The organism is Bordetella genomosp. 13 (assembly GCF_007679965.1).
Taxonomy (GTDB): domain Bacteria; phylum Pseudomonadota; class Gammaproteobacteria; order Burkholderiales; family Burkholderiaceae_B; genus Bordetella.
In genome coordinates, this window is the sequence record NZ_VEHL01000002.1 from 221,732 (window position 1) to 246,573 (window position 24,842).

Annotated in this window: 24 protein-coding genes; 16 read left to right on the plus strand and 8 right to left on the minus strand. The window is 69.7% G+C overall.

The genetic code is table 11. The annotated features are described in order from the left end of the window. Positions 1 to 101: 101 nt before the first annotated feature. Positions 102 to 797, plus strand: coding sequence for a hypothetical protein (locus FS845_RS06885; RefSeq protein ID WP_144631799.1), 696 nt, complete (start codon positions 102 to 104; stop codon positions 795 to 797). Between the two features lie 15 nt (positions 798 to 812). On the opposite strand, the gene FS845_RS06890 is transcribed toward FS845_RS06885, so the two are convergent. Next, positions 813 to 1,742 carry a LysR substrate-binding domain-containing protein gene (locus FS845_RS06890; RefSeq protein ID WP_144631804.1) on the minus strand — a complete coding sequence of 310 codons (930 nt, stop codon included), beginning with the start codon at positions 1,740 to 1,742 and terminating at the stop codon, positions 813 to 815. Positions 1,743 to 1,884: 142 nt separating this feature from the next. Here FS845_RS06890 and argH point away from each other — a divergent pair, with 142 nt between their 5' ends. The 11 genes from argH (at position 1,885) to FS845_RS06945 (ending at position 15,501) form a co-directional block, all read left to right on the plus strand. Then, positions 1,885 to 3,387, plus strand: coding sequence for an argininosuccinate lyase (gene argH, locus FS845_RS06895; RefSeq protein WP_144631807.1), 1,503 nt, complete (start codon positions 1,885 to 1,887; stop codon positions 3,385 to 3,387). Positions 3,388 to 3,433: 46 nt separating this feature from the next. Further along, positions 3,434 to 4,399 (plus strand): Bug family tripartite tricarboxylate transporter substrate binding protein, encoded by a 966-nt coding sequence (locus FS845_RS06900; RefSeq protein ID WP_144631810.1) that lies wholly within the window; start codon positions 3,434 to 3,436, stop codon positions 4,397 to 4,399. 111 nt (positions 4,400 to 4,510) lie between these two features. Continuing rightward, positions 4,511 to 5,191 carry an HAD family hydrolase gene (locus FS845_RS06905; protein ID WP_144631813.1) on the plus strand — a complete coding sequence of 227 codons (681 nt, stop codon included), beginning with the start codon at positions 4,511 to 4,513 and terminating at the stop codon, positions 5,189 to 5,191. Between the two features lie 127 nt (positions 5,192 to 5,318). Next, positions 5,319 to 6,653 (plus strand): 16S rRNA (cytosine(967)-C(5))-methyltransferase RsmB, encoded by a 1,335-nt coding sequence (gene rsmB, locus FS845_RS06910; protein WP_144631816.1) that lies wholly within the window; start codon positions 5,319 to 5,321, stop codon positions 6,651 to 6,653. A 19-nt stretch (positions 6,654 to 6,672) separates the two neighbouring features. Continuing rightward, the gene (locus tag FS845_RS06915; protein ID WP_144631819.1) at positions 6,673 to 7,284 is read left to right on the plus strand and encodes a DUF4390 domain-containing protein; all 612 of its coding nucleotides are present in this window, start codon (positions 6,673 to 6,675) and stop codon (positions 7,282 to 7,284) included. After that, a complete protein-coding gene (locus FS845_RS06920; RefSeq protein ID WP_144631822.1) occupies positions 7,281 to 9,569 on the plus strand; it encodes a sensor histidine kinase in 2,289 nt (762 codons plus the stop codon). Before FS845_RS06915 ends, FS845_RS06920 begins: the two co-directional genes overlap by 4 nt. Positions 9,570 to 9,580: 11 nt before the next feature. Then, positions 9,581 to 10,264: a response regulator gene (locus tag FS845_RS06925; protein WP_144631825.1), complete on the plus strand. Its 684-nt coding sequence runs from the start codon at positions 9,581 to 9,583 to the stop codon at positions 10,262 to 10,264. Further along, a complete protein-coding gene (gene trkA, locus FS845_RS06930) occupies positions 10,261 to 11,640 on the plus strand; it encodes a Trk system potassium transporter TrkA (protein WP_144631828.1) in 1,380 nt (459 codons plus the stop codon). The genes FS845_RS06925 and trkA overlap by 4 nt, the downstream gene beginning before the upstream one ends. A 10-nt stretch (positions 11,641 to 11,650) precedes the next feature. Next, positions 11,651 to 13,120 carry a TrkH family potassium uptake protein gene (locus tag FS845_RS06935; protein WP_144631832.1) on the plus strand — a complete coding sequence of 490 codons (1,470 nt, stop codon included), beginning with the start codon at positions 11,651 to 11,653 and terminating at the stop codon, positions 13,118 to 13,120. 26 nt (positions 13,121 to 13,146) lie between these two features. Continuing rightward, the gene (locus tag FS845_RS06940; RefSeq protein ID WP_144631835.1) at positions 13,147 to 13,848 is read left to right on the plus strand and encodes an NTP transferase domain-containing protein; all 702 of its coding nucleotides are present in this window, start codon (positions 13,147 to 13,149) and stop codon (positions 13,846 to 13,848) included. Positions 13,849 to 14,238: 390 nt separating this feature from the next. After that, complete coding sequence (locus FS845_RS06945) at positions 14,239 to 15,501, plus strand: YbdK family carboxylate-amine ligase (RefSeq protein ID WP_144631838.1); 1,263 nt, start codon at positions 14,239 to 14,241, stop codon at positions 15,499 to 15,501. Between the two features lie 13 nt (positions 15,502 to 15,514). Here the strand turns inward: FS845_RS06945 and FS845_RS06950 are convergent, their stop codons facing one another. Continuing rightward, positions 15,515 to 16,438: a methyltransferase domain-containing protein gene (locus FS845_RS06950; RefSeq protein WP_144631841.1), complete on the minus strand. Its 924-nt coding sequence runs from the start codon at positions 16,436 to 16,438 to the stop codon at positions 15,515 to 15,517. Positions 16,439 to 16,524: 86 nt separating this feature from the next. Here FS845_RS06950 and FS845_RS06955 point away from each other — a divergent pair, with 86 nt between their 5' ends. Together FS845_RS06955 and FS845_RS06960 are read left to right on the plus strand one after the other, a co-directional pair. After that, entirely contained in the window at positions 16,525 to 17,340 is an 816-nt protein-coding gene (locus FS845_RS06955; protein WP_260986196.1) for a ComF family protein, read from the plus strand. Positions 17,341 to 17,504: 164 nt separating this feature from the next. After that, positions 17,505 to 17,975, plus strand: a complete 471-nt coding sequence (locus FS845_RS06960) for a tRNA (cytidine(34)-2'-O)-methyltransferase (protein ID WP_144631843.1) — start codon at positions 17,505 to 17,507, stop codon at positions 17,973 to 17,975. A gap of 93 nt (positions 17,976 to 18,068) precedes the next feature. On the opposite strand, the gene FS845_RS06965 is transcribed toward FS845_RS06960, so the two are convergent. The 6 genes from FS845_RS06965 to FS845_RS06990 form a co-directional block, all read right to left on the minus strand. After that, positions 18,069 to 18,587, minus strand: a complete 519-nt coding sequence (locus FS845_RS06965; RefSeq protein ID WP_260986197.1) for a hypothetical protein — start codon at positions 18,585 to 18,587, stop codon at positions 18,069 to 18,071. A 202-nt stretch (positions 18,588 to 18,789) separates the two neighbouring features. Next, positions 18,790 to 19,782, minus strand: coding sequence for a Bug family tripartite tricarboxylate transporter substrate binding protein (locus FS845_RS06970; RefSeq protein ID WP_144631846.1), 993 nt, complete (start codon positions 19,780 to 19,782; stop codon positions 18,790 to 18,792). A gap of 54 nt (positions 19,783 to 19,836) precedes the next feature. Continuing rightward, on the minus strand, positions 19,837 to 20,892 hold the full coding sequence (locus tag FS845_RS06975) for an NAD(P)H-dependent glycerol-3-phosphate dehydrogenase (protein ID WP_144631849.1): 1,056 nt from the start codon (positions 20,890 to 20,892) through the stop codon (positions 19,837 to 19,839). An 18-nt stretch (positions 20,893 to 20,910) separates the two neighbouring features. Further along, complete coding sequence (gene secB, locus FS845_RS06980) at positions 20,911 to 21,429, minus strand: protein-export chaperone SecB (RefSeq protein WP_144631852.1); 519 nt, start codon at positions 21,427 to 21,429, stop codon at positions 20,911 to 20,913. A gap of 42 nt (positions 21,430 to 21,471) precedes the next feature. Continuing rightward, the gene (gene grxC, locus FS845_RS06985; RefSeq protein ID WP_144631855.1) at positions 21,472 to 21,729 is read right to left on the minus strand and encodes a glutaredoxin 3; all 258 of its coding nucleotides are present in this window, start codon (positions 21,727 to 21,729) and stop codon (positions 21,472 to 21,474) included. A gap of 33 nt (positions 21,730 to 21,762) precedes the next feature. Further along, positions 21,763 to 22,185: a rhodanese-like domain-containing protein gene (locus tag FS845_RS06990; RefSeq protein WP_186332191.1), complete on the minus strand. Its 423-nt coding sequence runs from the start codon at positions 22,183 to 22,185 to the stop codon at positions 21,763 to 21,765. A 195-nt stretch (positions 22,186 to 22,380) separates the two neighbouring features. Here FS845_RS06990 and gpmA point away from each other — a divergent pair, with 195 nt between their 5' ends. Both gpmA and FS845_RS07000 read left to right on the plus strand, forming a co-directional pair. Then, positions 22,381 to 23,133, plus strand: coding sequence for a 2,3-diphosphoglycerate-dependent phosphoglycerate mutase (gpmA, locus tag FS845_RS06995; protein WP_144631858.1), 753 nt, complete (start codon positions 22,381 to 22,383; stop codon positions 23,131 to 23,133). A gap of 3 nt (positions 23,134 to 23,136) precedes the next feature. After that, entirely contained in the window at positions 23,137 to 24,813 is a 1,677-nt protein-coding gene (locus FS845_RS07000; RefSeq protein WP_144631861.1) for a murein hydrolase activator EnvC family protein, read from the plus strand. Positions 24,814 to 24,842 lie beyond the last annotated feature (29 nt).

The window sequence follows — 24,842 nt, forward strand, 5'->3', positions numbered from 1 at the left end:
CATGAGGTAATGCCGCGCGCCGCGGCGCCCGGCTTAGACTCTGGGGCTATCGAACAGGCCCGCGTCGCCGCGGCCAGTGCCCCATTACGTTGGAACGTCCCATGGAGAACACGCGCGAGATCCAGGTGCCGCCCGCGCTGCCGGGCGACCAGGTGGTATTCCGCTTTTTCGACCTGTCGCAGCTGGCCGAGCTGATGACCTTCCAGCAGCTGCTGTTCCAGCCGGCCGACCCGCTTCAGCGCGTGGCATTCGCGCATCTGGTGGGCAATGCCCGGCCGCGTGCGCCGCGCGGCGCACGCAAGCCCCACAGCCGCGGCGACATCCATGCCGACCGGCAGCGGCGCCATGCCTACCGCGACGTCATGGATGCCTCGTTGCTGGGCTTCCAGAAGTGGCGGGCGCTGCCCGCCGGCGCCGCGCCGCGCTGGGATGGCCTGGGCGACCCCGACGGCGGCGTCTACGCGTTCTCGACACTGGCCTGCATTGCCCGGTCTACCCATCTCGCGCCGGACCGGGCGCTGTACGTGGAGCCGCTGCCCGCGCAGCCCGGGACGCCGCATCCACACGGGCCTGCCGCCGCCGATGAAGGCATCGAGGCGGACTGCGACATCTACCTGATCTACAGCGCGGGCTCCCGGCGCAGCTACGAAATGGCCGAGCAGCGCCTGTACATCGACCTGCACGATTTCCTGCATGGCGTGCAGGTGTCGCCGCTGGCGTCCGCGCGCTTCCAGGAACGCGTGTACGGCGCGATGCGGGCGTACTCCGACGGACGCCTGCAGCGCCTGTCGGCCTAGGTGGTCGCCGTCGCTTCAGTTCCGCGCAGTGGCGGTCCGCTCGCGCGGCCTGGCGGGCGACGCCGCCAGTTCGTCGAATACCTGTTGCACGCAGTCGGTGAAGCGGGTGGCCAGGAAGCTGACGGGCAGGTGGTCCGACGTGACCGCATAGCTGTGGAACAGCACTTTTCCGGAGAACGGGATCTCGCAGACGTCGGGCATGCGCAACGCGCGCGCCACGATGCCGCTGACGATGGAGACCCCCAGGCCCTTGCCCACCATGGCGCATATGGTGGGCGCGTAGGGCGTCTCGATGGCCATGATCCGCTTGTCGTCCGGCATGAAGTGCCGGTCGATCTCGATGCGGTTGACGCTGCCGCCCGGCAGCGAGATGAAGTTCTCGTGGGCGAAGTCGGCGGGGCGCAGCAGCGCACGGCCCGACAGGCGATGCGCGCGGCCCACCACGCCCACGCCGCGCGCGGCGTTGACCTCGCTGAAGCGCATGCCGGGCAGCTCGGTGCGCAGCGAGCAGAAGCCGATGTCGCAGTATCCCGTGGCGACCCACTTGGCCACGACATCCGAGCGGCCCATGTTGATGACCACGGGAATGTCGGCGTGGGCCTGCCGGAACCGCAGCAGGGCATCGGGCAGCACGTACTGCGTGATCGATCCCACCGCGCCCACGCGCAGCACGCCGGTGCCGCGGCGCCGGATCGAATGGGCGCTTTCGCCCAATGATTCCAGGCCGATGAACGCACGCTCGACGTCGGCATGAAAGGCCTCGGCCTCGGCCGTGGGAATGAGCTTGGTGCCGTTGCGGTGGAACAGCGCGAACCCCACCGAGGCCTCCAGCAGCGCGATCCAGCGGCTGACGTTGGGCTGCGAGGTATGCAGAAGGCTTGCCGCCGTGGTCATCGAGCGCGTCATCATCACCGCGCGAAACGCCTCCACCTGCTTGAAGTTCATACGCCTGTTTCCGTTGTGCGGCGCGGGCCGCCCGCGTCATGATGTCAGCATATCAAAAATGCATAGATAGCTGTAAACGGCTGATTTGACGCATATATATGCCGGTTCCACACTAGGCTCATCTCTACAGCCGAAGACCGACATGGAATCGAAAGTCAGCCGCCGCCTCAAGGAGTCTCCCGCCCCGGAGCTCATCCAGTACATCTTCCAGCCGCGCACCAGCCGCGAGTTCTTCATCGCCAATTTCGGCATCCTGACGCGGATCAACCTGGCGCACCTGCTCATGCTGGACCGGCAGGGCATCCTGGAGCACGGCGTGTCGCAACGCCTGGCCGATGCGCTGCTGCGCATGCGCGAAGCGGGGCCGGACGCCGTCGAACTGGACCCCGCCCGCGAGGACGCCTACTTCAACTACGAAGCGCATCTCATCGGGATGGTGGGCCAGGACGTGGGCGGCCGCCTGCACACCGCTCGCAGCCGCAACGACATGAGCGCCACCAACGACCGCATCCGGGCCCGCCACTACGCGCTGCGCATCGGCGGCGCGTTGGCCGACGTCGTCACGGCGGCGTTGCAACAGGCCGAGCGTTATGCCCATCACGTGATGCCGGGCTACACGCACATGCAGGCCGCGCAGCCGATCACCTACGGGTATTACCTGGCCGCGCTGGCGGACGCCTGGTCGCGCGACCTGGACCGCCTGCTGCACGTGCTGCGGTCGCTGGACGCCTGCCCGCTGGGCGCGTGCGCGCTGGCGGGCACTTCGTTCGACATCGATCGCGGCTACACCAGCGACATGCTGGGCTTCAGCGAGCCCTTGCCCAACGCGCTGGACGGCGTGGCCTCGCGTGATTTCGCGCTGGAACTGAGCGCGGCGCTGTCGGTGCTGGCGGTCACGTGCAGCCGGATGGTGCAGGACTTCTACATCTGGTCCACGCCCGAGTTCGGCTACCTGTCCTTCCCGGACAGCATCGCCAGTACCTCCAGCATCATGCCGCAGAAGAAGAACCCCGCCGTGCTGGAGTACCTGCGCGGCAAGACCTCGCACCTGATCGGGCTGACCGCCGCGGCGCTGACCTCGGTCAAGTCCACCCACTTCACGCACTCGGGCGACAGCAGCCGCGAAAGCACGCGCACCTGCTGGGAGAGCTGCGAGGAAACGCTGAAGTCGCTGGCGCTGGTGAAGCTGTTGGTGGAGCGGGTCGAGCCGGACCGCCAACGGATGGCGGCGCGCGCGGCCGACGACTTCTCCACCGTGACCGATCTGGCGGACCTGCTGGTGCGCCGCGCGGACCTGTCGTTCCGCGACGCGCACCACATCATCGGCGCCGTCGTGCGGCAGGCATTGGACGCGGGCCATGGCGCCAGCACGATCACGGCCGACATGATCGACGCCGCCACCATGCAGCAGGTGGGCCGCAAGGCAGCACTGCCGCCGGCGGACATCGCCGCCTGCCTGGACCCGGCGCGCAACGTGTCCGCGCGGCAGTCGCTGGGCGGACCGGCGCCGCAGGCCGTGCTGGCGCAGATCGAACGCGGGCGCGCCGGCACTGACCAGGCCCGGCAGGCCCTGGCGGCGATCCAGGCCCGCATCGACCAGGCCGACCAGGCGCTGGATCGGCAGGCCCGTGCGTTGGCGGCCTGAGCCGCGGCGCCGATCAATCATTTATAAACCGACAAGGGGAATCATCATGTGGAAACGCTATGCGGCGATCGCCGCGCTCTCGTTCGCCTGCCTCGACGTGCAGGCGCAGGCCGCCTATCCGAACAAAGCCATCGAGCTTGTGGTGCCGTTCGCGCCCGGCGGCACCGTGAACCTGACCGCGCGCATGCTGGCACAGCGCATGTCCGACATGCTGGGCCAGCCGGTCATCGTGGAGAACAAGCCGGGCGCGGGCGGCAACATAGGCGCCGGCTACGCGGCGAAGGCGCGCGGCGACGGCTACACCTTGCTGTACGCCACCATGGGCAACCAGGTCATCCAGCCGCTGGTGAGCAGGAACCTGCCGTATTCGCCCTCGCGGGACTTCGCGCCCATCGCGCTGTTCGCCACGGTGCCCAACGTGCTGGCGGTATCCGCCGATACGCCCGCCAGGACGATCGGAGAACTGGTGCAGTACGCCAGGCAGAATCCCGGTACGCTCAACATGGGGTCGGCCGGCATCGGCTCGGTCAACCACATGGTGGGCGAACTGTTCATGTACCGGGCGGGCGTGAAGTTCTCGCACGTGCCGTACAAGGGCGCGGGGCCGGCCGCGACCGACCTGCTGGCCGGGCAGATCCAGGTGCTGTTCGTCAACCTGCCCACGGTCCAGCCCTACCTGAAGTCCGGCAAGATCCGCATCCTGGGCGTGGCCAGCGAGGCGCGCGTCGCCAGCATGCCCGACGTGCCCACGTTCGCCGAGGCCGGCGTGCAAGGGGCGGAGACGGAATCGTGGTCGGCGCTCATGGCGCCGGCCGCCACGCCGCCCGCTATCGTCGGCAAGCTGCAGGAGACCGTCACCGCCATCACGCGCGATCCCGCCTTCGCCAAGCTGCTGGACGAGCAGGGCGCGCGGCCGCTGGAAGGCGGCGGCACTGAGCTGAAGGCCCTGATCGACGCGGACAGCAAGCGATGGCAGGAGGTCGTCCGGCACGCCGACATCCAGCTGGACTGAGCGGCGCCGCCGCATGGCGGACGGGGCCTGTCACCGGCTGGACGCATGGCCGTGTTTCAATAGCGGCTACGCCCCAGCCCGACCCGGCCCCACGCGGCCGCCCATCGCCCCATGACTCCCGCTTCACTGCTCGCCGGCCGCAAGGCCATCGTCTTCGACCTGGACGGCACCTTGCTGGACACCCTCACGGACATCCGCGAGGCCATGAGCGACGGTTTGCGCGAGTGCGGGCATCCCGGCCTGCCGGCCGACTACGTGCTGCCCAACCTGTACGGCGCCTTCCCCGCCGCGCTCACATCGATGATGGCCGACCGCGGCGTGCCCGAGTCCGACCACGAGGCGGTCATCGCGGCGTACGGACGGCACTACGAGGCGCGCGCGCACCGCAGCTCGGTGCCGTATCCCGGACTGGTCGATTTCCTGGACGATTGCCGGCGCCGCGGCGTGCGCCTGGGCGTATGCACCAACAAGCGGCACGCCCCCGCTTTGCAGGCGCTGCGGCAGACCGGCATCCTGCAGTACTTCGATCACGTCTCCGGCTGCGATACCGTGCAGCGTCCCAAGCCCGACCCCATGCCCCTGCTGCAGGCGCTGCAGGTCCTGGGTGCCGAGCCCGCCAGCGGCGCCTACCTGGGCGACACCCACGTCGACGCCCAGACGGCCAGCCGCGCCGGCGTGCCCTTTCTGTATTTCCGGGCGGGCTACGGCAGCCCGCTGGTGCACGAATACCCCATCGCCGCCAGTTTCGACGGCTACGCCGAGCTGATCGCCGGCGACGAGCTGGTCGCCTGACGCCATTGCCGCCGGCGCGCGGACCGAGAAATCCCGCCCCGGGATGCCGTGCCGCAGCCGTCCGGCACGGTGCGGCGCGCGCTCCAGCTACCATAGCGGTCTTGCCTACGTATTTCGCAATTCCGCCATGTCGCAACCGTCATCCGAAGCCCGCTCCTGGGCGCCGCCCCTGTCCCGCCTGCTGTTGGCCGCCGCATCCGCCGTGGACGCGGTGGGGCAGGGCTATTCGCTGACCGAGGCCCTGGCGCGCATCGAGGGGCCGCTGCGGCCCGGCGCCCAGGCCCTGACCTTCCACACCATGCGCCAATGGGGCTGGGCCGACGAGATCGCCCGGGAACTGGTGCGCAAGTCGCCCGGCCCCCTGTTCGATGCGCTGCTGCGGGCAGCCCTGGCCCTGTTGCGTCCCGCCGGGCCGCAGGCCGTGCCCGGCATGCCCGTGTACGCGCCGCACACCGTGGTCGACCAGGCCGTGGAAGTCGTGGCCGGCACCCGCAAGCTGGCCTCCTACAAGGGCCTGATGAACGCCTGCCTGCGCCGCTTCCTGCGCGAGCACGAGTCGCTGGAGCGCACGGTGGGGCAGCGGCCCCGGGCGCGCTGGAACCACCCCGACTGGTGGATCGACCAGCTGCGCCAGAACTACCCGGACCAGTGGCAGCAGCTGCTGCAGGCGGCCAATGTGCCGGCGCCCCTTACCCTGCGGATCAACCGCCGCCGCGCGCAGCGCCAGGCCGTGCTGGATGCTTTCCAGGCCCAGGGCATCGACGCCGCGCCCGTCGGGCAGGATGGCCTGGTGCTGGCGCAGGCGCGGCCCGTGACCCAGTTGCCGGGTTTCGAGGAAGGCTGGTGGTCGGTGCAGGACGCCGGCGCGCAACTGGCGGCGCCCCTGCTGGCGCCGAGCGACGGCATGCGCGTGCTGGATGCCTGCGCGGCGCCGGGCGGCAAGACGGCGCACCTGCTGGAACTGGCCGACGTGGACCTGATGGCCCTGGACGCCGATGCGCAGCGCCTGCAGCGGGTGGGCGAGAACCTCGAGCGCCTGGGCCTGTGGTCCGACCGCGTGGCGCTGGCGGAGGCCGACGCATCCCGCCTGTCGTCGTGGTGGGATGGCAGGCCGTTCGATGCCGTGCTGGCCGACGTGCCGTGCACTGCCTCGGGCATCGTGCGCCGCCATCCCGACATCCGCTGGCTGCGCCGCGCCGACGACGTGGCCCGTACCGCGGCATTGCAGGCCCGCATCGTGGACGCGCTCTGGAAGACGGTCGCGCCGGGCGGACGCCTGCTGTACGTCACCTGCTCGATCTTTCCGGCCGAGGGCCAGGCGCAGGCCGAGGCCTTCGTCCGCCGCCACGCCGACGCGCAGCCCCTGCCGGCGCCCGGCCAGTTGCTGCCGGTTGCCATCGATGCAACACCCGAGCAGCAGCATGACGGATTTTTCTATGCGTTGTTTGCCAAGCAGTCCTGAATCGCCAAGAATAGGTGGCATGTTCGCGCGCATTCGCTGCAAATCCATGATTTCACGCTTGTTTTCCGTGCTGCTGATGGCCGTCGTGCTGCTGCCGCTCGGTGTGGGCCCGGCTGCCCATGCCGCCGATCCCCACGTGCTGCGCATCGATCCGGTCGTGCGCGACGGCAAGCTGGAGATCGACGCCGACGTGCAGTTCGAGCTGAACGACCAGTTGCGCGACGCTGCCCAGCGCGGCGTGCCGCTGTACTTCACCGCCGACCTGGTCATCACCCGCTCGCGCTGGTGGTGGCTCGACCGCACCGAGGTCGAGACCAGCATGACCTGGCGCATCGTCTACAACGCCCTGACGCGCCAATGGCGCGCGGGCGCCGAAGAGCTGTCCCTGCCCGTGTCGTCGCTGGACGAGGCCATGGAGATGGTGCGCAACATCCGCCACTGGCGGGTCCTCGACACCGACCGGCTCGATCCCGACGTGCGCTATAGCGGCCAGCTGCGCGTGCGGCTGGACACCTCCATGCTCGCGCGGCCCTTCCAGGTCAACGCGCTGAACAGCAGCTCCTGGTCGCCGGCCACGCCGTGGACCGATTTCTCCTTCTCCCTGTCGCGATCGCCCCGCGATCCCTCATGAGACGCTTCCTACGCATCGCCCTGATCATCGGCGGGATCAGCGGGCTGGCCCTGATGGGCCTGCTGGCCTGGTCGACGGGCAACGCCTCGCGCTTCGCGCGCTACTACGACACGCTGCTGGTGCTCAACGGCGTGTTCGCCTTCGCGCTGTTCGTCTGGGTCGCCGCGCTGACGGTGCGCCTGGCGCGCCAGATACGGCGGCGCCAGTTCGGCGCCCGCCTCACCGCGCGCTTCGCACTGGCGTTCGCATTGATCGGCGTCGTGCCCGGCGCGTTGATCTACGTACTGTCCGTGCAGTTCATGTCCCGCTCGATCGAATCGTGGTTCAACGTGCGGGTCGACAGCGCGCTCGAGGCCGGCCTGAACCTGGGCCGCGCGGCGCTGGACTCGCAGCTGGCCGACCTCGACGCCCGCGCGCGCGGCATGGCGGCCGAGCTCAACAACCTGAACGACGCCGACATCCCGGTCACGCTGACGCGCCTGCGCGAGAACAACGGCGTGCAGGAAGCCATGGTGTTCACCGGCAGCGGCCGGCCGGTCGCCTTCTCCACCAACCAGTACGGCCAGCTGCTGCCGCCCACGCCGCCGCCCGCGGTGCTGAACCAGTTGCGCATGGCGCGCAACTACTCGGCGGCCGAGGCCGACGATCCGGTCGCGCCCAATGCCGATCCCGGCCTGCACCTGCGCGTGGTGGTGCCGCTGACCCCGCCCGCCCGCATCGACGGCCTGCTGGGCGCATCGGCCGAGCCGCGCTGGCTGCAGCTGGTGCAGCCCGTGCCCGAGCAGATCGCCCACAACGCCAACCGCGTGCAGCAGGGTTTTCGCGACTACCAGGAACTGGCCCTGTCGCGGCTGGGGCTGCGCAAGCTCTACGGCATCACGCTGACCCTGGCCCTGCTGCTGTCGGTGTTCAGCGCCATCGCGGTGGCGCTGTCGCTGTCCAAGCGCCTGGTGCGTCCGCTGCTGCGGCTGGCCGCGGGCACGCAGGCCGTGGGCGTGGGCGACTACCGTCCCCTGCCCGAGCCGCCCGAGCGCGACGAGGTCGGCCAGCTGACGCGCTCGTTCAATGCGATGACGCGCCAGCTGGACGAGGCGCGCCAGATGGTCGAGAGCAACCGGCGCCAACTGGAGCGTTCCAACGTCTACCTGGAAAGCGTCATGGCGAACCTGTCGTCGGGCGTGCTGGTGTTCGACGAGGGCTTTCGCGTCACCACCGTCAACCAGGGCGCGCAGACCATCCTGCAGGCAGACCTGCGCTCGGTCATCGGCCGGCCGCTGGAAACGGTGGACGGCATGCTCGAGTTCGCGCAGATCATCCGCCAGGCCTTCGCCGGCCACGCCGCGGTGGGCTCGGAGCGCACGCATTGGCAGCAGCAGTTCGAGGTGCGCCCGGGGCAGGGCGAGCCCGTGGCGCTGCTGGCGCGAGGCACGCATCTCAGCGTCGACGGCCGCGGCAACGGCTACATGGTGGTGTTCGACGACATCACCGAAGTGATCTCGGCCAACCGCACCGTGGCGTGGGGCGAGGTGGCGCGCCGCCTGGCACACGAGATCAAGAATCCGCTGACGCCCATCCAGCTGTCGGCCGAACGCCTGGCCATGAAGCTGGCCGACCGGCTGGCGCCCGCCGACGCGCAGATGCTCACGCGCGCCACCAACACCATCGTCAACCAGGTGAGCTCGCTCAAGCAGATGGTGGACGATTTCCGCGAGTACGCGCGCACGCCGCCCGCAGTGATGCAGAGCGTGGATTTCAACTCGCTGGTGGGCGACGTATTGGCGCTGTACGGATGGGGCGAAAGCGGCGAGGGCCCGCGCCTGCTGAACCTGGACGTGCAGCTGGCCCCGGACTTGCCCGCGATCGAGGGCGATGCCACGCAGCTGCGACAGGTCATCCACAATTTGTTGACCAATGCCCGCGACGCGGTGGCGGAGCAGGGCGACGCGGGCCGCGTGCGCGTGTCCACGCAGCTCGTGCAGAGCGAACAGCCCGATGGATCGAAGCAATGCGCGGTGCGTTTCATCGTGGCCGACACAGGGCCCGGCTTCGCGCCGCAGGTCGCGCAAAGGGCCTTCGAGCCCTACGTAACGACCAAGGCCCATGGAACTGGGTTAGGATTAGCCATCGTTCGCAAGATCGTTGACGAGCACGGAGGGCGCATCGATCTTGCCAATCGCAAAGAGGGCGGGGCTCGCATCTCCATCCTGCTGACGCGTCTGGCACCTGCATCCGATACTATTATGGACGCGACACGTCAAGCAAAGGATAATGCGGCTACGCAATAGGTGAGAGGTATATGGCCAGAATCCTGGTGGTCGACGACGAAATAGGCATTCGCGAGCTCCTGTCCGAGATCCTGTATGACGAAGGACACACGGTCGAGCTTGCCGAAAACGCAGCGCAGGCGCGCTCTGCGCGGCAGCGCATGCGCCCCGATCTCGTGCTGCTGGACATCTGGATGCCGGATACCGATGGGGTCAGCCTGCTGAAGGAGTGGGCGTCGCAAGGCCTGCTGGACATGCCCGTCATCATGATGAGCGGCCACGCCACCATCGACACGGCGGTCGAGGCCACGCGCATCGGCGCCATGGATTTCCTGGAAAAGCCCATCACGCTGCAGCGCCTGCTCAAGACCATCGCCGCCGGCCTGGCGCGCGGGCGTGCGCCGCATTCGGCTCCCGCCGTGCATGCCGCGCCGGTCGCCGCGATGCCGCTGGACGACGAACTCGACGCCCCGGCTCCCGTCGCGATGGCCAGCGACGCGCCTGCCGTGTCCAACGGCCAGCTGGGCAACATCTCGCTGGACCAGCCGTTGCGCGAGGCGCGCGACGCCTTCGAGCGCATCTACTTCGAATACCACCTGGTCCGCGAGAACCACAGCATGACCCGTGTTTCCGAACGCACGGGCCTGGAGCGCACGCACCTGTACCGCAAGCTCAAGCAACTGGGCATCGAATCCGCGCGCAAGCGTAGTACATGAAGATCCTCATCATGGGCGCCGGCCGCGTGGGTACCAGCGTGGCCGAGAACCTGGTGTCGGAACACAACGACATCACGGTGATCGATTCCGATCCCGCCCAGCTGCGCTATCTGCAGGAGCGCTACGACCTGCGCGGCCTGCACGGCGACGGCACGCAGGTATCGGTGCTCGAGGCCGCCGGCGCGGGCGACACCGACCTGTTCATCGCCTGTGCGGCCTCCGACTCCGCCAACATGGTGGCCTGCAAGATCGCGCGGCAGCTGTTCAACATCCCGCGTCGCATCGCCCGCATCCGCATGCCCGAGTTCGCCGACCACCCAGAGCTGATGGGCGAACAGGGCTTCTGCATCGACGCGCTGATCAGTCCCGAGCGCAGCGTCACCACCTATCTGCACAGCCTCATCGAATTCCCCGAAGCCCTGCAGGTGGTCGAATTCGCCGACGGCCGCGTCAGCGTGGTCACCGTGCGCGTGGGGCAGGGCAGCCCGCTGGCGAACCTGCCCGTGGACAAGCTGCGCGACGTCTGGCCGGACGTCGCGGCGCGCGTGGTCGACGTGCTGCGCGGCGGCCGTCCGCTGCATGCGGGCAGCGGCACGGTGGTGGCGCCCGGCGACGAGGTCGTCATCGTGGTGGATACGCGCCACGCGCGGCGCGCGGTGCGGCAACTGCGCGAGGCCGAGAAAAGCGTGCGCCGAGTGATGATCGCGGGCGGCGGCAACATCGGCCTGCGGCTGGCGCGCCAGCTGGCCGAAGAGAATTACAGCGTGCGCATCGTCGAGCGCGACGAGAAACGCTGCCTGTACCTGGCCGCCGAACTGCCCAACAACGTGCTGGTGCTGCACGGCAACGGCACCGACGAGGCCCTGCTCGAGCGCGAGAACATCGACGACATGGACACCTACCTGGCACTGACCAGCGACGACGAGGACAACATCATGTCCTCGCTGCTGGCCAAGCGGCTGGGCGCGCGCAAGGTCATCGCGCTGATCAACCGCCAGGCCTATGGCGAACTGATGCAGGGCAGCCACATCGACATCGCCGTGTCGCCCTCGCAGGCCACCATGAGCGAGCTGCTGCGCCACGTGCGCCGTGGCGACGTGGTGGGTGTGCACCGGCTGCGCCAGGGCGTGGCCGAGGCGCTCGAGGCCGTGGCGCACGGCGACCGCTCCACCTCGCGCGTGGTCGGCCGCGCCGTCGGCGAGCTGCGCCTGCCCAAGGGCGCCAGCATCGGCGCGCTGGTGCGCGGCGACGAGATCCTGCTGCCCGACGACGACACCGTCATCGAGCAGGACGACCACGTGGTGGTATTCGTGCCCTCGCGCCAGCAGATGCCGCGCGTCGAGAAGCTGTTCCAGGTCTCCGCGTCGTTCTTCTGAGGCTGCACGCATGAAACGGCTGCTGGCCACCTTCCACGTGCTCAGCCTCACCATGCTGGTGTTCGCGCTGACCATGCTCGTCCCGCTGGGCGTGGCGTTCTTCGGTGACGACGCCGGCCTTGAGGCTTTCTGGCGCGGCTTCCTGCTGGCCCTGGTCATCGGCGGCCTGCTGTGGGCCTGCACCCGCCACGCGCGCACCGAGTTGCACGCGCGCGACGGCTTCCTGCTGGTGGCCATCGTGTGGGCCGGCCTGCCGCTGCTGGCCGCCATTCCGCTGCTGCTGTACTTCCACAACGCGGGCATGCCGCTGTCCTTCACCGACGCCTATTTCGAGGCCATGTCGGGGCTGACGTCCACCGGCGCCACGGTGCTGACGGGGCTGGAGCACCTGCCCGCGTCGATCAACCTGTGGCGAGCCACGCTGATCTGGATCGGCGGCATGGGCATCCTGGTGCTGGCCGTGGCCATCCTGCCGCTGCTGGGCGTGGGCGGTCATCAGGTGGTGCGGGCCGAGACGCCAGGTCCCATGAAGGACGAACGCCTGACGCCGCGCATCGCCGGCACCGCCAAGGCCCTGTATGCCGTGTACTTCGGCCTGTCCATCGTCTGCCTGATCGCGTACCGCGCGGTGGGTCTGCCGTGGTTCGAGGCCTGGTGCCACATGGCCACCACCATGGGCCTGGGCGGCTTCTCCACGTGGGACGAAGGCTTCGCGCATTTCGATTCGCTGTCGGTCGAACTGGTGGCCATGGTGTTCATGCTGATCTCGGGCATCAACTTCGCCACGCACTTCACCGCGCTGCGCCAGCGCAGCGCGCGGGCCTATGTGCTCTGTCCGCAGACGCTGCCGTACCTCGGCCTGGTGCTGGGCGCGGGTGTGCTGATCTCGGCCTTCCTGTATGCCGAGGACGTGTATCCGGACCCGCTGCAGGCGCTGCGCTACGGCATGTTCAACACGATCTCGGTGGCCACCACCACCGGCTATGCCAACGCCGACTACACCACGTGGCCGCTGTTCGCGCCGCTGACCATGCTGCTGCTGTCGGCCATCGCCACCTCGGCGGGCTCCACGGGGGGCGGCATCAAGATCATCCGCGTGATCCTGCTGATCAAGCAGGCGCGCAACGAAGTGGTGACCATGCTGCATCCGCACGCGGTCAGCCCGGTGCGCATCAATGGCCGCGTGATCGACGCGCGCGTGATGTCCTCGGTGCTGGCCTTCATGCTGGTCTATGGCATGTCGCTGGCCGTGCTGACCGCCGTGCTGATGTTGTCGGGCATGGACCCCGTGCTGGCGTTCTCGGCCGTGATGGGCATGATCAATAACACCGGTCCCGGCCTGGGGGCGCTGGGCCCCATGGGCAGCTTCGCCACGCTCAACGACTTCCAGACCTGGGTCTGCACCTTCGCCATGCTGATCGGGCGGCTGGAGTTCCTGACGGTGCTGGTGCTGTTTACGCCGATGTTCTGGCGCAAGTAGCAGGACCTCGCGCGAGGCTCGATCCCATGCACGCGGACACGGACATGACGGTGGCGGATTGTGTGGGCATCCTGTTGGCGGGCGGTTTCGGCCGCCGCTATGCGGCCCAGGCGCCGGGCGCCGACAAGCTGCTGGCGCGCTTGCCCGACGGCCGGCCGGTGGCCGTGGCGGCTGCGCAGGCCCTGCTGGCCGTGCTGCCGCGCGTGCATGCCGTCGTCAGGCCCGAGAACGCCGAACTGGCGGGCCTGCTGGCCGCCGAGGGCTGCCGGGTGGTGCCGGCCGACGCCGCGAGATCGGGCATGGGCGCCAGCCTGGCCGCGGGAACGCGGGCGCTGCTGCACGCGTGCGGCACGCCCGAGCCGGCCACGGGCCATCCACCCGGCGCCATGGCACAGGATTCAGCGCGCCTTGCACGGCATGCCACCAGCCATCGATCTCCGGACCGCTGCCTGGTGGCCCTGGCCGACATGCCCTGGCTGAGGCCGGCCACCATCCGTCATATCGCCCTGCACAGCCGCAGCCATCCCATCGCCGCGCCGGTCTACCAGGCGCAGCGCGGGCATCCCGTGGCCTTCTCTGCCGCGCTGTGGCCGGAGTTGGCGCGCCTGGAAGGCGACACCGGCGCGCGCGACGTGCTGCGCCGCCATGGCGTGCACCTTCTGCCGGTGGACGACCCCGCGGTACTGGTGGACGTGGATCTGCCGACCGACCTGGCGGATGGGGCATAGGGCGACTGCCTCGGCACCAGTTCGCGTGCACGCGTTGCTCAGAACGCGCTTTCCCGGGCAAAAATTTGCCCCTGAAAGCGGCTCGGACGGTAGTGGAAAACCCTTGCTATCGATTTCCCACCCGAGCTGCACAGCGTTGCATCCTCTGCATCTCGGCCCGGAACAAGCTGCAGACCCGCACCATTGCTTGAGTGTAAGTAGTCACTTCCTTCAAGGATGAGAAATGCCGTGCAGTTGGCCGATGTTGCGGATAATTGTCACGATTGCTCGGCGTTTTGCCACATAACTCCCGCTATCATGCCTTCATAACCCCTAGACGCCCCCGGCACCCGGCCTGCTCCGGACTTTCGCCCGCGGCGCATCCGTAGCAAAACCTTCTAGGAGCCGGTGATGGAACAGATCCCGTTCACCCCGTCAGCCCCCAATACGTTGGGCATTGAACTCGAACTGCAATTGATTCACCCGGGCAGCTTCGATCTGGCCGCCGCGTCGGATGAACTGCTGGCCCAACTGGCCAATCACCCCATCGCGGACCGCGTCAAACCCGAAATCACCCGCTCGATGATCGAGCTGAATTCTTCCGTCCATGAGCATCCCAAGGGCCTGCAGGCCGAGATGCGCGAGATGCGCGACGTGCTGTGCGAGGCGGCCGACGCCGTCGGCGTGCTGGTCTCGGGCGGTGGTGCGCACCCCTTCATGCGCTGGCAGGACCGCGCCATCCACGACAGCCCGCGTTTCCAGTACCTGGCCGAGATGTACGGCTACCTGGCCCGCCAGTTCACGGTGTTCGGCCAACACATCCACCTGGGCGTGGGGTCAGGGGACGAGGCCATCCGCATGGTGCATGGCCTGTCGCCCTACGTGCCGCACTTCATCGCGCTGTCGGCCTCGTCGCCGTACTGCGAAGGGGTGGACACCCTGTATTCGTGCTGCCGACTGAACGCGGTCAACAGCTTCCCGCTGTCCGGCCACATGCCGCCCGACGTGGGCGACTGGTATCGCTTCGAAGCTCACATCGCGCAACTGCGTTCCACCGGCCTGGCGGAAAGCATCAAGGACCTGTACTGGGACATCCGACCCAAGCCCGAATTCGGCACCGTCGAAATCCGGGTGTGCGACACGCCCCTGACCATCGAGCGCGCCTGCCAGATGGCGGCCTTCGCGCAGGCGCTGGCGGTGCTGGTGTCGCGGGATCCCGCGCCGGGCGACAAGGCCTGGCTGGCCTACCGCAGCAACCATTTCCAGGCCTGCCGTTTCGGCCTGCATGGCAGCTACGTCACGCCGGACGGGCAGCGCGTGCGCCTGCAGGACCACGCGCGCGAACTGCTGGATCGCCTGATGCCCATCGCCGAGGAACTGGGCACCACGGACATGCTGGCCGGCCTGCGCGACGAGATCCAGCGCGGCGGCAACGACGCGCGCTGGATGCGCAGCCAGTTCAATCGCGCCCGCGAACTGCCCCTGTTGGTCGAGACCCTGACGCGCGCGTGGCGCCATGGCCGCGACGGCGCGCAGGTGGTGGATCCGGCGCCCGCGCGCCGGCGCATCCGCGCGACGTCCGAGCCGGTGGGGCATACCCCGGCGCACGACGTGCAGGCGCTGGCAACGCCCGAGGTGGCGGGCACGCGCAACTGGCAGGACAGGCTGCACTGAGGCGCAGGACAGCCTAGCTGCTCCGCCGTCCCCCGATCGCATTGACCGACAGGCGCGTCTCGCCCGGCGTGGCGCGGTGCGCGGCGGCGCGCCACGCATGGCCATAGGCCACCTCGATCGACAGGCCGATGCGGCCGTCCGGCCCGCGCTGCGCCGCCAGGGCGTCGCACAGCCGGTCGCGCCAGGCGCGGCCGGCCAGGCCGGCGCGCCGTCCCAGGGCGGGATTGCCGCCCAGCGCGCGCACGTCTTCCAGCAGGCGCTGCGGCGTCTCGTAGGTCAGGGTCAGGATTTCCTGGTCCATGACGGGATCGGAGAAACCGTTTTCCACCAGCAGGTCGCCGAAGTCGTGCATGTCCACGAAGCCGGGTGTGGCGGTCTGCAGGCCCGCGTCGTCCAAGGCCTGGCGCAGTTCGCGCAGGGTGGCGGGGCCCAGGCACGAGAACATCGCCAGTCCTCCCACGCGCAGGGTGCGGCGCCATTCGGCCAGCACCGCGTGCGGCGCGGGATGCCAGTGCAACGCCAGGTTCGACCAGACCAGGTCCAGCGACTCGGGCGCCAGGCCGCTGTCGGCCAGATCGGCCTGCACGTAGCGCGTCTCGGGCTTGCCGGAGCGCGTCAGCTTGCCCAGCCAGGCGCCCACGCCCGACGGCGCGAAACGCCCGCGCGCGCATGCCAGCAAGGGCGCACAGGCGTCCAGGCCGGTGTAGGCGGCTTGCGGATAGCGCTCGCGCAGCAGCGTCAGGTTGTCGCCCGCGCCGCAGCCGGCGTCCAGCATCTGCGCCGGTTGCAGGCGGATGTACTGCAGCCGGCCCAGCATGCGCCGGGCCACCTCGCCGTACAGGAACTGGGCATCGGACAGGTCGCCGCGGCGGGCGAACTGGCGGATGACGTGCTGGGAAGACAGGGGAAGCGTGGGCAGGGCGGAGGACTGGGACATTTCTGTCGCGCCGCCCGTGACGGGGCGCGCGTATGCGTGATCTGATGGGGGCCGGCGCCCGTGTGCGCGACGACGGCGGTTTCCCGATGCCTCCCATTATTGCCCATCCACCTGTCCATGCGCTGCGTCGGGCCATACGCGCCTGGGGTCTTGCCTGGCGCCGGCTGGCCGCCAGGGCGGGTTCGGCGTGTCCGGCCTGTGGCGGCGCCGCGCGCGGCGGACGCCTGTGCGAACCCTGCGTGGAGGACGTGCTGGAGGGCGTGCTGGACCCCGATGGCCTGCGTTGCCAGCGCTGCGCCTTGCGCTTGTCTTGCGCGGCGCTGCCGCGCGACCTGCCCGCCGGCGCGGTCCTGTGCGTGGACTGCCTGCTGCATCCGCCCGCCTTCGCGCGGACGGTTGCCGCGTTCGACTACGAGCCGCCATTCGATGGCCTGGTCCAGCGCTACAAGGGCGAGCACCGCTACGTGATGGCCGGCGCGCTGGCGCACCTGCTGTACTGCGCCTGGCTGGCGGCCGACGTGGAGGGCCCGCCCGTTCAGGCGCTGGTGCCCGTCCCGGCCAGCCGGAGCTCGCTGCGGCGACGCGGTTTCAATACCGCCGCGGAGCTGGCGGCGGCCCTGGGCGCGCAGGCGAATGTGCCGGTGCTGCGCACGGCCCTGCACCGGCGCCGCGAGGACGGCCGGCGCCAGGCGTCGTTGGGGCGACGGCAGCGCGAGGCGGCCGTGCAGGGCCTGTATGCCTGCCGGCGGCCGCTGCCGCCCCTGCACGTGGGGCTGGTGGACGACGTGATGACCACGGGCAGCACGGTGGATGCGGCGGCGCGCGCGCTGCTGGGGGCGGGCGCCGCGCGGGTCACGGTGCTGGTGGCGGCGCGCACGCCCGCCTTGCCCTCCCGGGACTGAGCGGGCGGGGCTGCGCATCACCCGACGGTCAGGGCAGTTGTTCCTGGCCTGGCCAACGCCGGACATCATGTCCCGCGTCCTTTCGGGACACTCCGGCACCCGGCGCGTCGTGCTGGCAAAATGACGGCTTTCGTTCCTCGGCATGCCGCCGAGCCGCAAGCGCCATGTTCCACGTCGTCCTCGTCTGCCCCGAAATCCCGCCCAACACGGGCAACGTCATCAGGCTGTGCGCCAATACCGGCTCGCAGCTGCACCTGGTGCGCCCGCTGGGGTTCGAACTGGACGATGCGCGCCTGCGGCGCGCCGGACTGGACTACCACGAATGGCAGCCCATGCAGGTGCACGACACGCTGCAGCTGGCGCTCGCCGCCACGGGCGCGCCAGCCGAGCGCATCTATGCGCTGACCACCCGCACCGCGCACAGCGTGGCCACGACGGCCTTCCGGCCTGGAGACGTTTTCGTGTTCGGTCGCGAGACGGCGGGCTTGTCGGACGAGCACATGGCGTGCTTCGCCGATGCGCAATGCCTGCGCCTGCCCATGCTGCCGGGCCAACGCAGCCTGAACCTGTCCAATGCCGTGGCGGTGACGGTGTTCGAGGCGTGGCGGCAGCAGGGCTACGAAGGCGCGGTGTAGCGGCGCCGGCCCGTCCCGGCATGGCGCCATGCCGCGGACATTGACGGGCCGGCCCGCCGCCAGCGGCGCGCCTTGCGCGCCACGTTCCGGCGGTCAGTTGATGCTGTAGCCGCGCCCCAGCAGGCACGCGCCGATGGAACGGGTATACGAGTCCGTCTGCGCGCCGGTGGTCCACTGCGACGCCTGGTTGGGATCGAAGCCGCTCTGGTTGGCGGCCCAGCGCTCGCATTCGCCGCGGTCGCGCGCCTGCTGCGAGGGGCTTTGGCCGCGTGCGGGATAGGCGATGACGTCGGCCGCGGCCACGCGCTGCGGCGGGGGCGGAGCCACGTATTGCACGGGCGGCGCCACGTACACCGGCTGCGGCGCGACATAGACGGGCGGGGGGCTGTAGTACACCGGCGCCGGGCCGTAGACGTAGCTGGGCCGCGAGTTCAGGGCGATGTAGGTGCCGGCCGCCGCCAGACCCAATGCGCCGCCGATGACCCAGCCGCTGCTGGGGCCGTGGTAGCCGCGATAGCCATGGTGATAGCCCCAGGCGGACGCCGTGGTGCTGAACGAGGCGAGCGCCATCGCGAGCGCCGCGCCCGCGATACGCAGAGTATGAATCTTCATGTCGAACTCCTGAGCCGGCGCCGGGGGCGCGATGCGCATCCGCCGGTCGGCTGTGGATAATGTACCCAGGCGGGGCTGTCGCGTCGCTGTCTGGGGCAGTAATGAGACATCTTGGCGCATGTGGCCATTTCAGTCGGTTTCAATGGGGTCGGATGCCCGCTGCTGCGGCGCATCGCCCCATTGTGCATTGCCCCGAGCTGCGTTAGTCCAGCGACAGGTTCAGACGCGCGATGACCTCGTCCCAGCGCGTCTTTTCGTCGCGGATGCGGCGCGTCAGGTCTTCGGGCGTGGACCAGGCAGGGGTGAAATACTGCAACGCCAGTTGCTTGCGCACCGCTTCGCTGTCGATGATGTTGGCCAGCTCGCGGTTCAGGCGTTCGATGACGGGCGTGGGCGTGCCCGCCGGCGCCAGGATGGCGTTCCACGAAATGGCCTCGAACCCCGGATAGCCCTGCTGCGCCATGGTGGGAATGCCGGGCAGCGCCTCGCTGGGCTGCAGGCTGGTCACGGCCAGCGCCTTCACCTTGCCGCTGCGTACTTGCGGCATGGCGATGGCCGGCACCATGAAGCCGGCGTGCACGTCGCCGCCGATGATGGCGCTGATGACCTGCGGAAAGCCTGGATACGGAATCTGCGCCAGGTCGATGTTCGCTTCATGCTTGAACATTTCCATGGCCAGGTGCGCCGAGCTGCCCGGGCCGACCGAACCGTAGTTCAGCGAGCCGGCGCGGCTGCGCGCCAGCGCCACGAATTCCTGCACGTCGGACGCGGGCAGGCTGGCCGGCACCGTCAGCACGTTGGGGCTGGTGGCCACCAGCGTGATCGGCGCCAGGTCGGTCAGCGGATCGTAGCCCAGTGTTTTCTTGTACAGCGTCGGCGCGGTCACCAGCGGACCGTTGATGGTGTAGAGCAGCGTGTAGCCATCGGGCTTGGCCTGCGCCACCAGGCGCGTGCCGATGTTGCCGCCCGCGCCGGGCTTGTTGTCCACCACGATGGCCTGGCCCAGCACCTGGCCCAGCGGCTCGGCGATGGTGCGCGCCAGCAGGTCGGGGGACGAGCCGGGCGGGAAGGGCACCACAAGGTGCACGGGACGGTCCGGCCATTCGGCGTGCGCGGCGGCGGGCAGCACGGCGGCGGCGATCAGGGCGAGGCAGGCGCGGCGAAGCAGCCGGCCGGCACGCGTGGCGTAGGGCATGTGAGGTCTCCTTGGGCGGCGGAAAGTTCTTGGTGTGGTTCTTGCGTGACGGCGTCAGCCGACGGGATGCTCGGGACGCGCTTCGCGCGCCAGCAGCGCCGAGACGGCCGTCATGGGGGCGACGCCGTCGAACAGCACGGCGCAGACGGCTTCGGTGATGGGCAGTTCGACGTCCAGCGCGCGGGCGCGCTGCAGCACTGCGCGGGCGCAGCGCACGCCTTCGGCCGTGATGCCGCTGGCCAGGATGTCGGCCAGCTTGCGGCCGGCGCCGATCTCGAGCCCGACGCGGCGGTTGCGCGACAGTTCGCCGGTGGCGGTCAGCACCAGGTCGCCCAGGCCCGTGAGGCCGGCGAAGGTCTCGGCCTGCGCCCCCAAAGCGATGCCGAAGCGGGTGATCTCGGCCAGGCCGCGGGTAATGAGCGCCGCGCGGGCATTGGTGCCCAGCGCCAGGCCGTCGGCGACGCCGCAGGCCACTGCGATGACGTTCTTCAGCGCGCCGCCGACCTCCACGCCGACCACGTCGGTGCTGGCGTAGACGCGCATGGCGCCGCCATGCAGCGCGGCGATGGCCAGGCTGGCCACCTGCGGGTGGGTACTGGCGGCGGTGAGCGCCACGGGCAGGCCCTGCGCGACTTCGCGCGCGAAGGACGGGCCCGACAGCACGCCGCCGCGCCAACCGGGCAGGCCGGCCAACGCGTGCTGGGCGATTTCATGGGGCAGGCGGCCACTGTCTTCCTCGAACCCTTTGCAGGTCCAGACCAGCGGCACGTCTTCGAGGCGGTGACGCGGCAGGCGTTGCGCCAGGTCGCGGCACATGGCGTCCAGGCCCGCGACGGGCACGCCCAGGATGATCAGGCCGGGTTCGGACCCGGCAGCCAGGAACGCCAGGGCCTCATCGACGTCAGCGCTGAAGCGCAGCGCGGCGGGCAGGCCGACGCCCGGCAGATAGCGCGCGTTCTCGTGGTCGCGCGCCATGGCGTCCACGCGCGCCGCGTCCCGGGCCCAGAGCAGGGTGGGATGGCGGCGCGCGGCGGCCGCGGCAAGCGCCGTGCCCCAACTGCCCGCGCCCAGGACGGCGACGCGGGGCGCGGAAGGAGACGCAGCAACCATGGCGCGGCCAACCGCCGATTACTGGCGCGTGGCGCCCGGAGGCAGGATGATGCCGGCGTCGGCGCCGTTGGGGGCCTGCTGCTGTTGCTGCAGCTCGGCGATGCGCTGTTCGTACAGGGCCTGGAAGTTGACTTCGGCCAGATGCAGCGCGGGCAGCGACGTGCGGGTGATGGCGTCGGCGATGTTGGCGCGCAGGTACGGGTACAGCATGGTCGGGCAGACGATGCCCAGCAGCGGATCCATCTGTTCGGCCGGGATGTTGGCCAGTTCGAAGATGCCGGCCTGGGTGCCTTCGACCAGGTACAGGACCTTGTCGTTGATGCGGGTGGTGACCGTGGCCGTGACGGTGGATTCGAACACGGTCTCGGCCAGGCGCTGGCCGCCGACGTTGATGCTGACTTCGACCTGCGGCGTTTCCTGTTCCAGGAAGACGTGCGGAGCGTTGGGCATCTCCAGCGAGAGGTCCTTCAGGTAGACGCGTTGCAGATTGAACGAAGGCGCGTCCGCTTGCTGGGTGTTTTGGTCCTGGTCAGCCATGGTGATTCCGGTTGGTGGGGTCGAATGAAAGGGTCTTGCGCGTCAGCCGTTCAGCATCGGCAGCAGGTTGCCGGCGCGGTCCAGCGCCTGCAGGTCGTCGCAGCCGCCGACGTGGGTGTCCCCGATGTAGATCTGGGGCACCGTGCGGCGTCCGGTGCGCGCGATCATCGCGTCGCGCTGGGCCGGATCCTGGTCGATGCGGATGATCTCGAGGTCGGTCACGCCCCGTTGCTCGAGCAGCGACTTGGCGCGCGCGCAATAGGGGCAATAATCCTTGCTGTACATGACAACTTTGTTCATGGTTTCTCCGGCTTCGGGGAAGAAAGGCGCCGCTCAGCCCTTCTGGGTGATGGGCAGGCTGGCCGCCGACCAGGCCTTCATGCCGCCTTCCAGGGCGGACACGTCGGCAAAACCCTGCGCCTTCAGGCGCGCGACCATGCGGGGGGCGTCGCGGCCCTGTTCGCAGACGAGGATCAGCGGCTTGTTCTTCGGCAGGTTACCCGCTTTCTGCTCGAGGTCGGCTGCCGGCAAGCTGCGTGCCTGCGCGATGTGGCCGGCCTGGAACTGCTCGGTGGGACGCACGTCGACCCAGACGGCCTGGCGCTGGTTGACCATCTGGATGGCCTCGGTGGTGCTGACGCCACCGCCGGAACGGCCTTTGCGCAGCGACGGGATGGCCAGCATGATGCCCGAGACCACGGCGACGGCGACGATGAAGATGTTGTTCTTTTCGAGCAGAAATTGCAGAAGATCCACGAGGTATCCTGAAGTGTGGCTTGAACCGGTGCGGCCTGAAGCGTGTAGGGGCGCCCGGGGCGCCGAGGTCGGCCGACGGCCGTGCGCGAAAGACCGCGCGGCGGACGTAAAGCCGAGGCAAAATCGCTCAATTATAAAATGAGCGCATCGCTGACCGTTTTTTCACTTGTTCCCGCGCCCGACGCGGCTTCTACCATGCACAAACTCGTACTGATGCGCCACGGCGAAAGCCAGTGGAACCTCGAGAACCGCTTCACCGGCTGGACCGACGTCGACCTGACCGATACCGGCCGCGAACAAGCCCGCAAGGCGGGCGAACTGCTCAAGGCCGAGGGCTATGGCTTCGACGTCGCGTTCACTTCCGTGCTCAAGCGCGCCATCCGCACGCTGTGGATCGCGCTGGACGCCATGGACGCCATGCATACGCCGGTCGGCAACAGCTGGCGCCTGAACGAACGCCACTACGGTGCCCTGCAAGGCCTGAATAAGGCCGAGACCGCCGCCCAGTACGGCGACGAGCAGGTGCTCATCTGGCGCCGCGCCTACGCCATCGCGCCCGAGCCACTGGGCCTGGACGACCCGCGGCACCCGCGCTTCGACGCGCGTTATGCCCGCGTGCCGGCCGACCAGCTGCCCGCCACCGAATGCCTGAAGGACACCGTCGAACGCGTGCTGCCGTTCTGGAACGACTCCATCGCTCCCGCCATGCGCGCCGGCCGCCGCGTGCTGGTCGCGGCGCACGGCAACAGCCTGCGCGCCCTGATCAAGTACCTGGATGGCGTGTCCGACGATGACATCGTGAGCCTGAACATCCCCACCGGCCAGCCGCTGGTGTACGAGCTGGACGACGACCTCAAGCCCATCCGCCACTACTACCTGGGCGATGCCGCCGAGATCGAGGCCGCGATGGCCGCGGTCGCCGCCCAAGGCAAGGCCAAGAAGGACTGAGCGATGCGGGTTGCGCGGGGAGTGCCGCGGTTCGCGCGGCGGGCGGCGGTGCTGGCGCTCAGCCTGGCCGCGGCCGGGGCCGGCGCCGCGTCGGCCGATCTGGCCGGGCGGCAGTCCGAGGCCGAGCGTCAGCAGTCGGCCCTGCGCGACCGCATCGAATCGCTGCAGAAAGAGATCGACACGCGCGAGGCCGCGCGCAAGGAAGCGGCCGATGCCTTGAAGCAATCCGAATCGGCCATCTCGCGCATCAACCTGCGCCTGCGCGAACTGGACGAGGCGCAGCATCGCGCCGAGACCGAGCTGGCCAGCCTGGAAAAGCAGATCGTCGCGCAGAACATGGTGCTGGCGCAGCGCCGCGCCGAGCTCTCCGAGCAACTGCGCGCGCAGTACGCCAGCGGCCTGTCGCCCTGGACCGCGCTGCTGTCGGGCGATGATCCCCAGCAGTTGGGCCGCAACCTGGGCTATCTCGATTACGTGTCGCGCGCCCGGGCCCGCGCGGTGGCGGCGCTGCGTGCCGAGATCGACCGGCTGGCCGCGCTGCAAGCCAGCGCCGACGCGCGCCGCACCGAGATCGCGGGCGTGGTCGAGGAAACCGGCAAGCAGAAGGCCGAGCTGGTGGCGCAGCAGAAAGAGCGCGCCACGCTGGTGGCCCAGCTGGAAGGCCAGATCGCCGCGCAGCGCGCCGAGGCCGGCAAGCTGGGCCGCGACGACCAGCGCCTGTCGCACCTGATCGACGACCTGGAAACCGCCATCGCGCGCCAGGCGGCCGAAGAGGCGCGGCGCCGCGCCGAAGAGGCCCGCAAGGCGGAAGAGGCCCGCAAGGAAGCCGCCCGCAAGGCGGAATTGGCCCGCAAGGCCGAAGAGGCCCGCCGCGCCGAACTGGCCCGCAAGGCCGAGGAAGCGCGCAAGGAAGCGGCCCGTCAGGCCGAGGCCGTGCGGCAGGCCCGCAACGATGCCGAACGCCGTGCCGCGGAAAAGGCCCGTTCCGAAGCCATGGCCGAAGCGGCCCGCGTGCGCGAGCAGGCCGAGGCCGCCGCGCGCAAGGCCCAGCAGGCGCTGGTCGATCCGGACAGCGCTGGTCTGCGCCCGGTGGAAGGACAGGGGCATACCCGCCTGGTGGAGCCGGGCCAGCAGACATCCCGCCCCCAGGCCGGGGAACCTGCCTCCGCTGCCAGGCCCGAGCGCATCGAGCGCGCCGAACGTCCCGAGCCGGACGAGCCCGCCGGGCAAGCCGAGCAACGCGCCGAACAGCGGCCCGAGCGCGAGGCCTCCGCCCGCCCGGCCGCCGGCGGCAACGGGCTGCGCCGCGGCCTGACGCCGCCCGTGCGCGGCGCGGTCCAGGGCCGCTTCGGCGTGGGCCGTCCCGACGGCGGGGTGTGGCGCGGCATCGTGCTGCGCGCCTCCGAAGGGACGCCCGTCAAGGCGGTGGCGCCCGGAACCGTGGTGTACGCCAACTGGCTGCGCGGGTTCGGCAACATCATCATCGTCGACCACGGCCAGCAATACCTGTCGGTCTACGCGTACAACCAGAGCCTGCTCAAGCGCGTCGGGGACACCGTGGCGGGCGGGGATACCCTGGCTACCGTGGGCGCGACCGGCGGCCAAGTGGAATCGGGCCTATACTTTGAAATTCGCCATCGCGGCGCGCCCGTGGATCCAGCCCAGTGGCTGGCCCTGTAGCGCCGCGCTGAAACACCGCTGTAGTATTT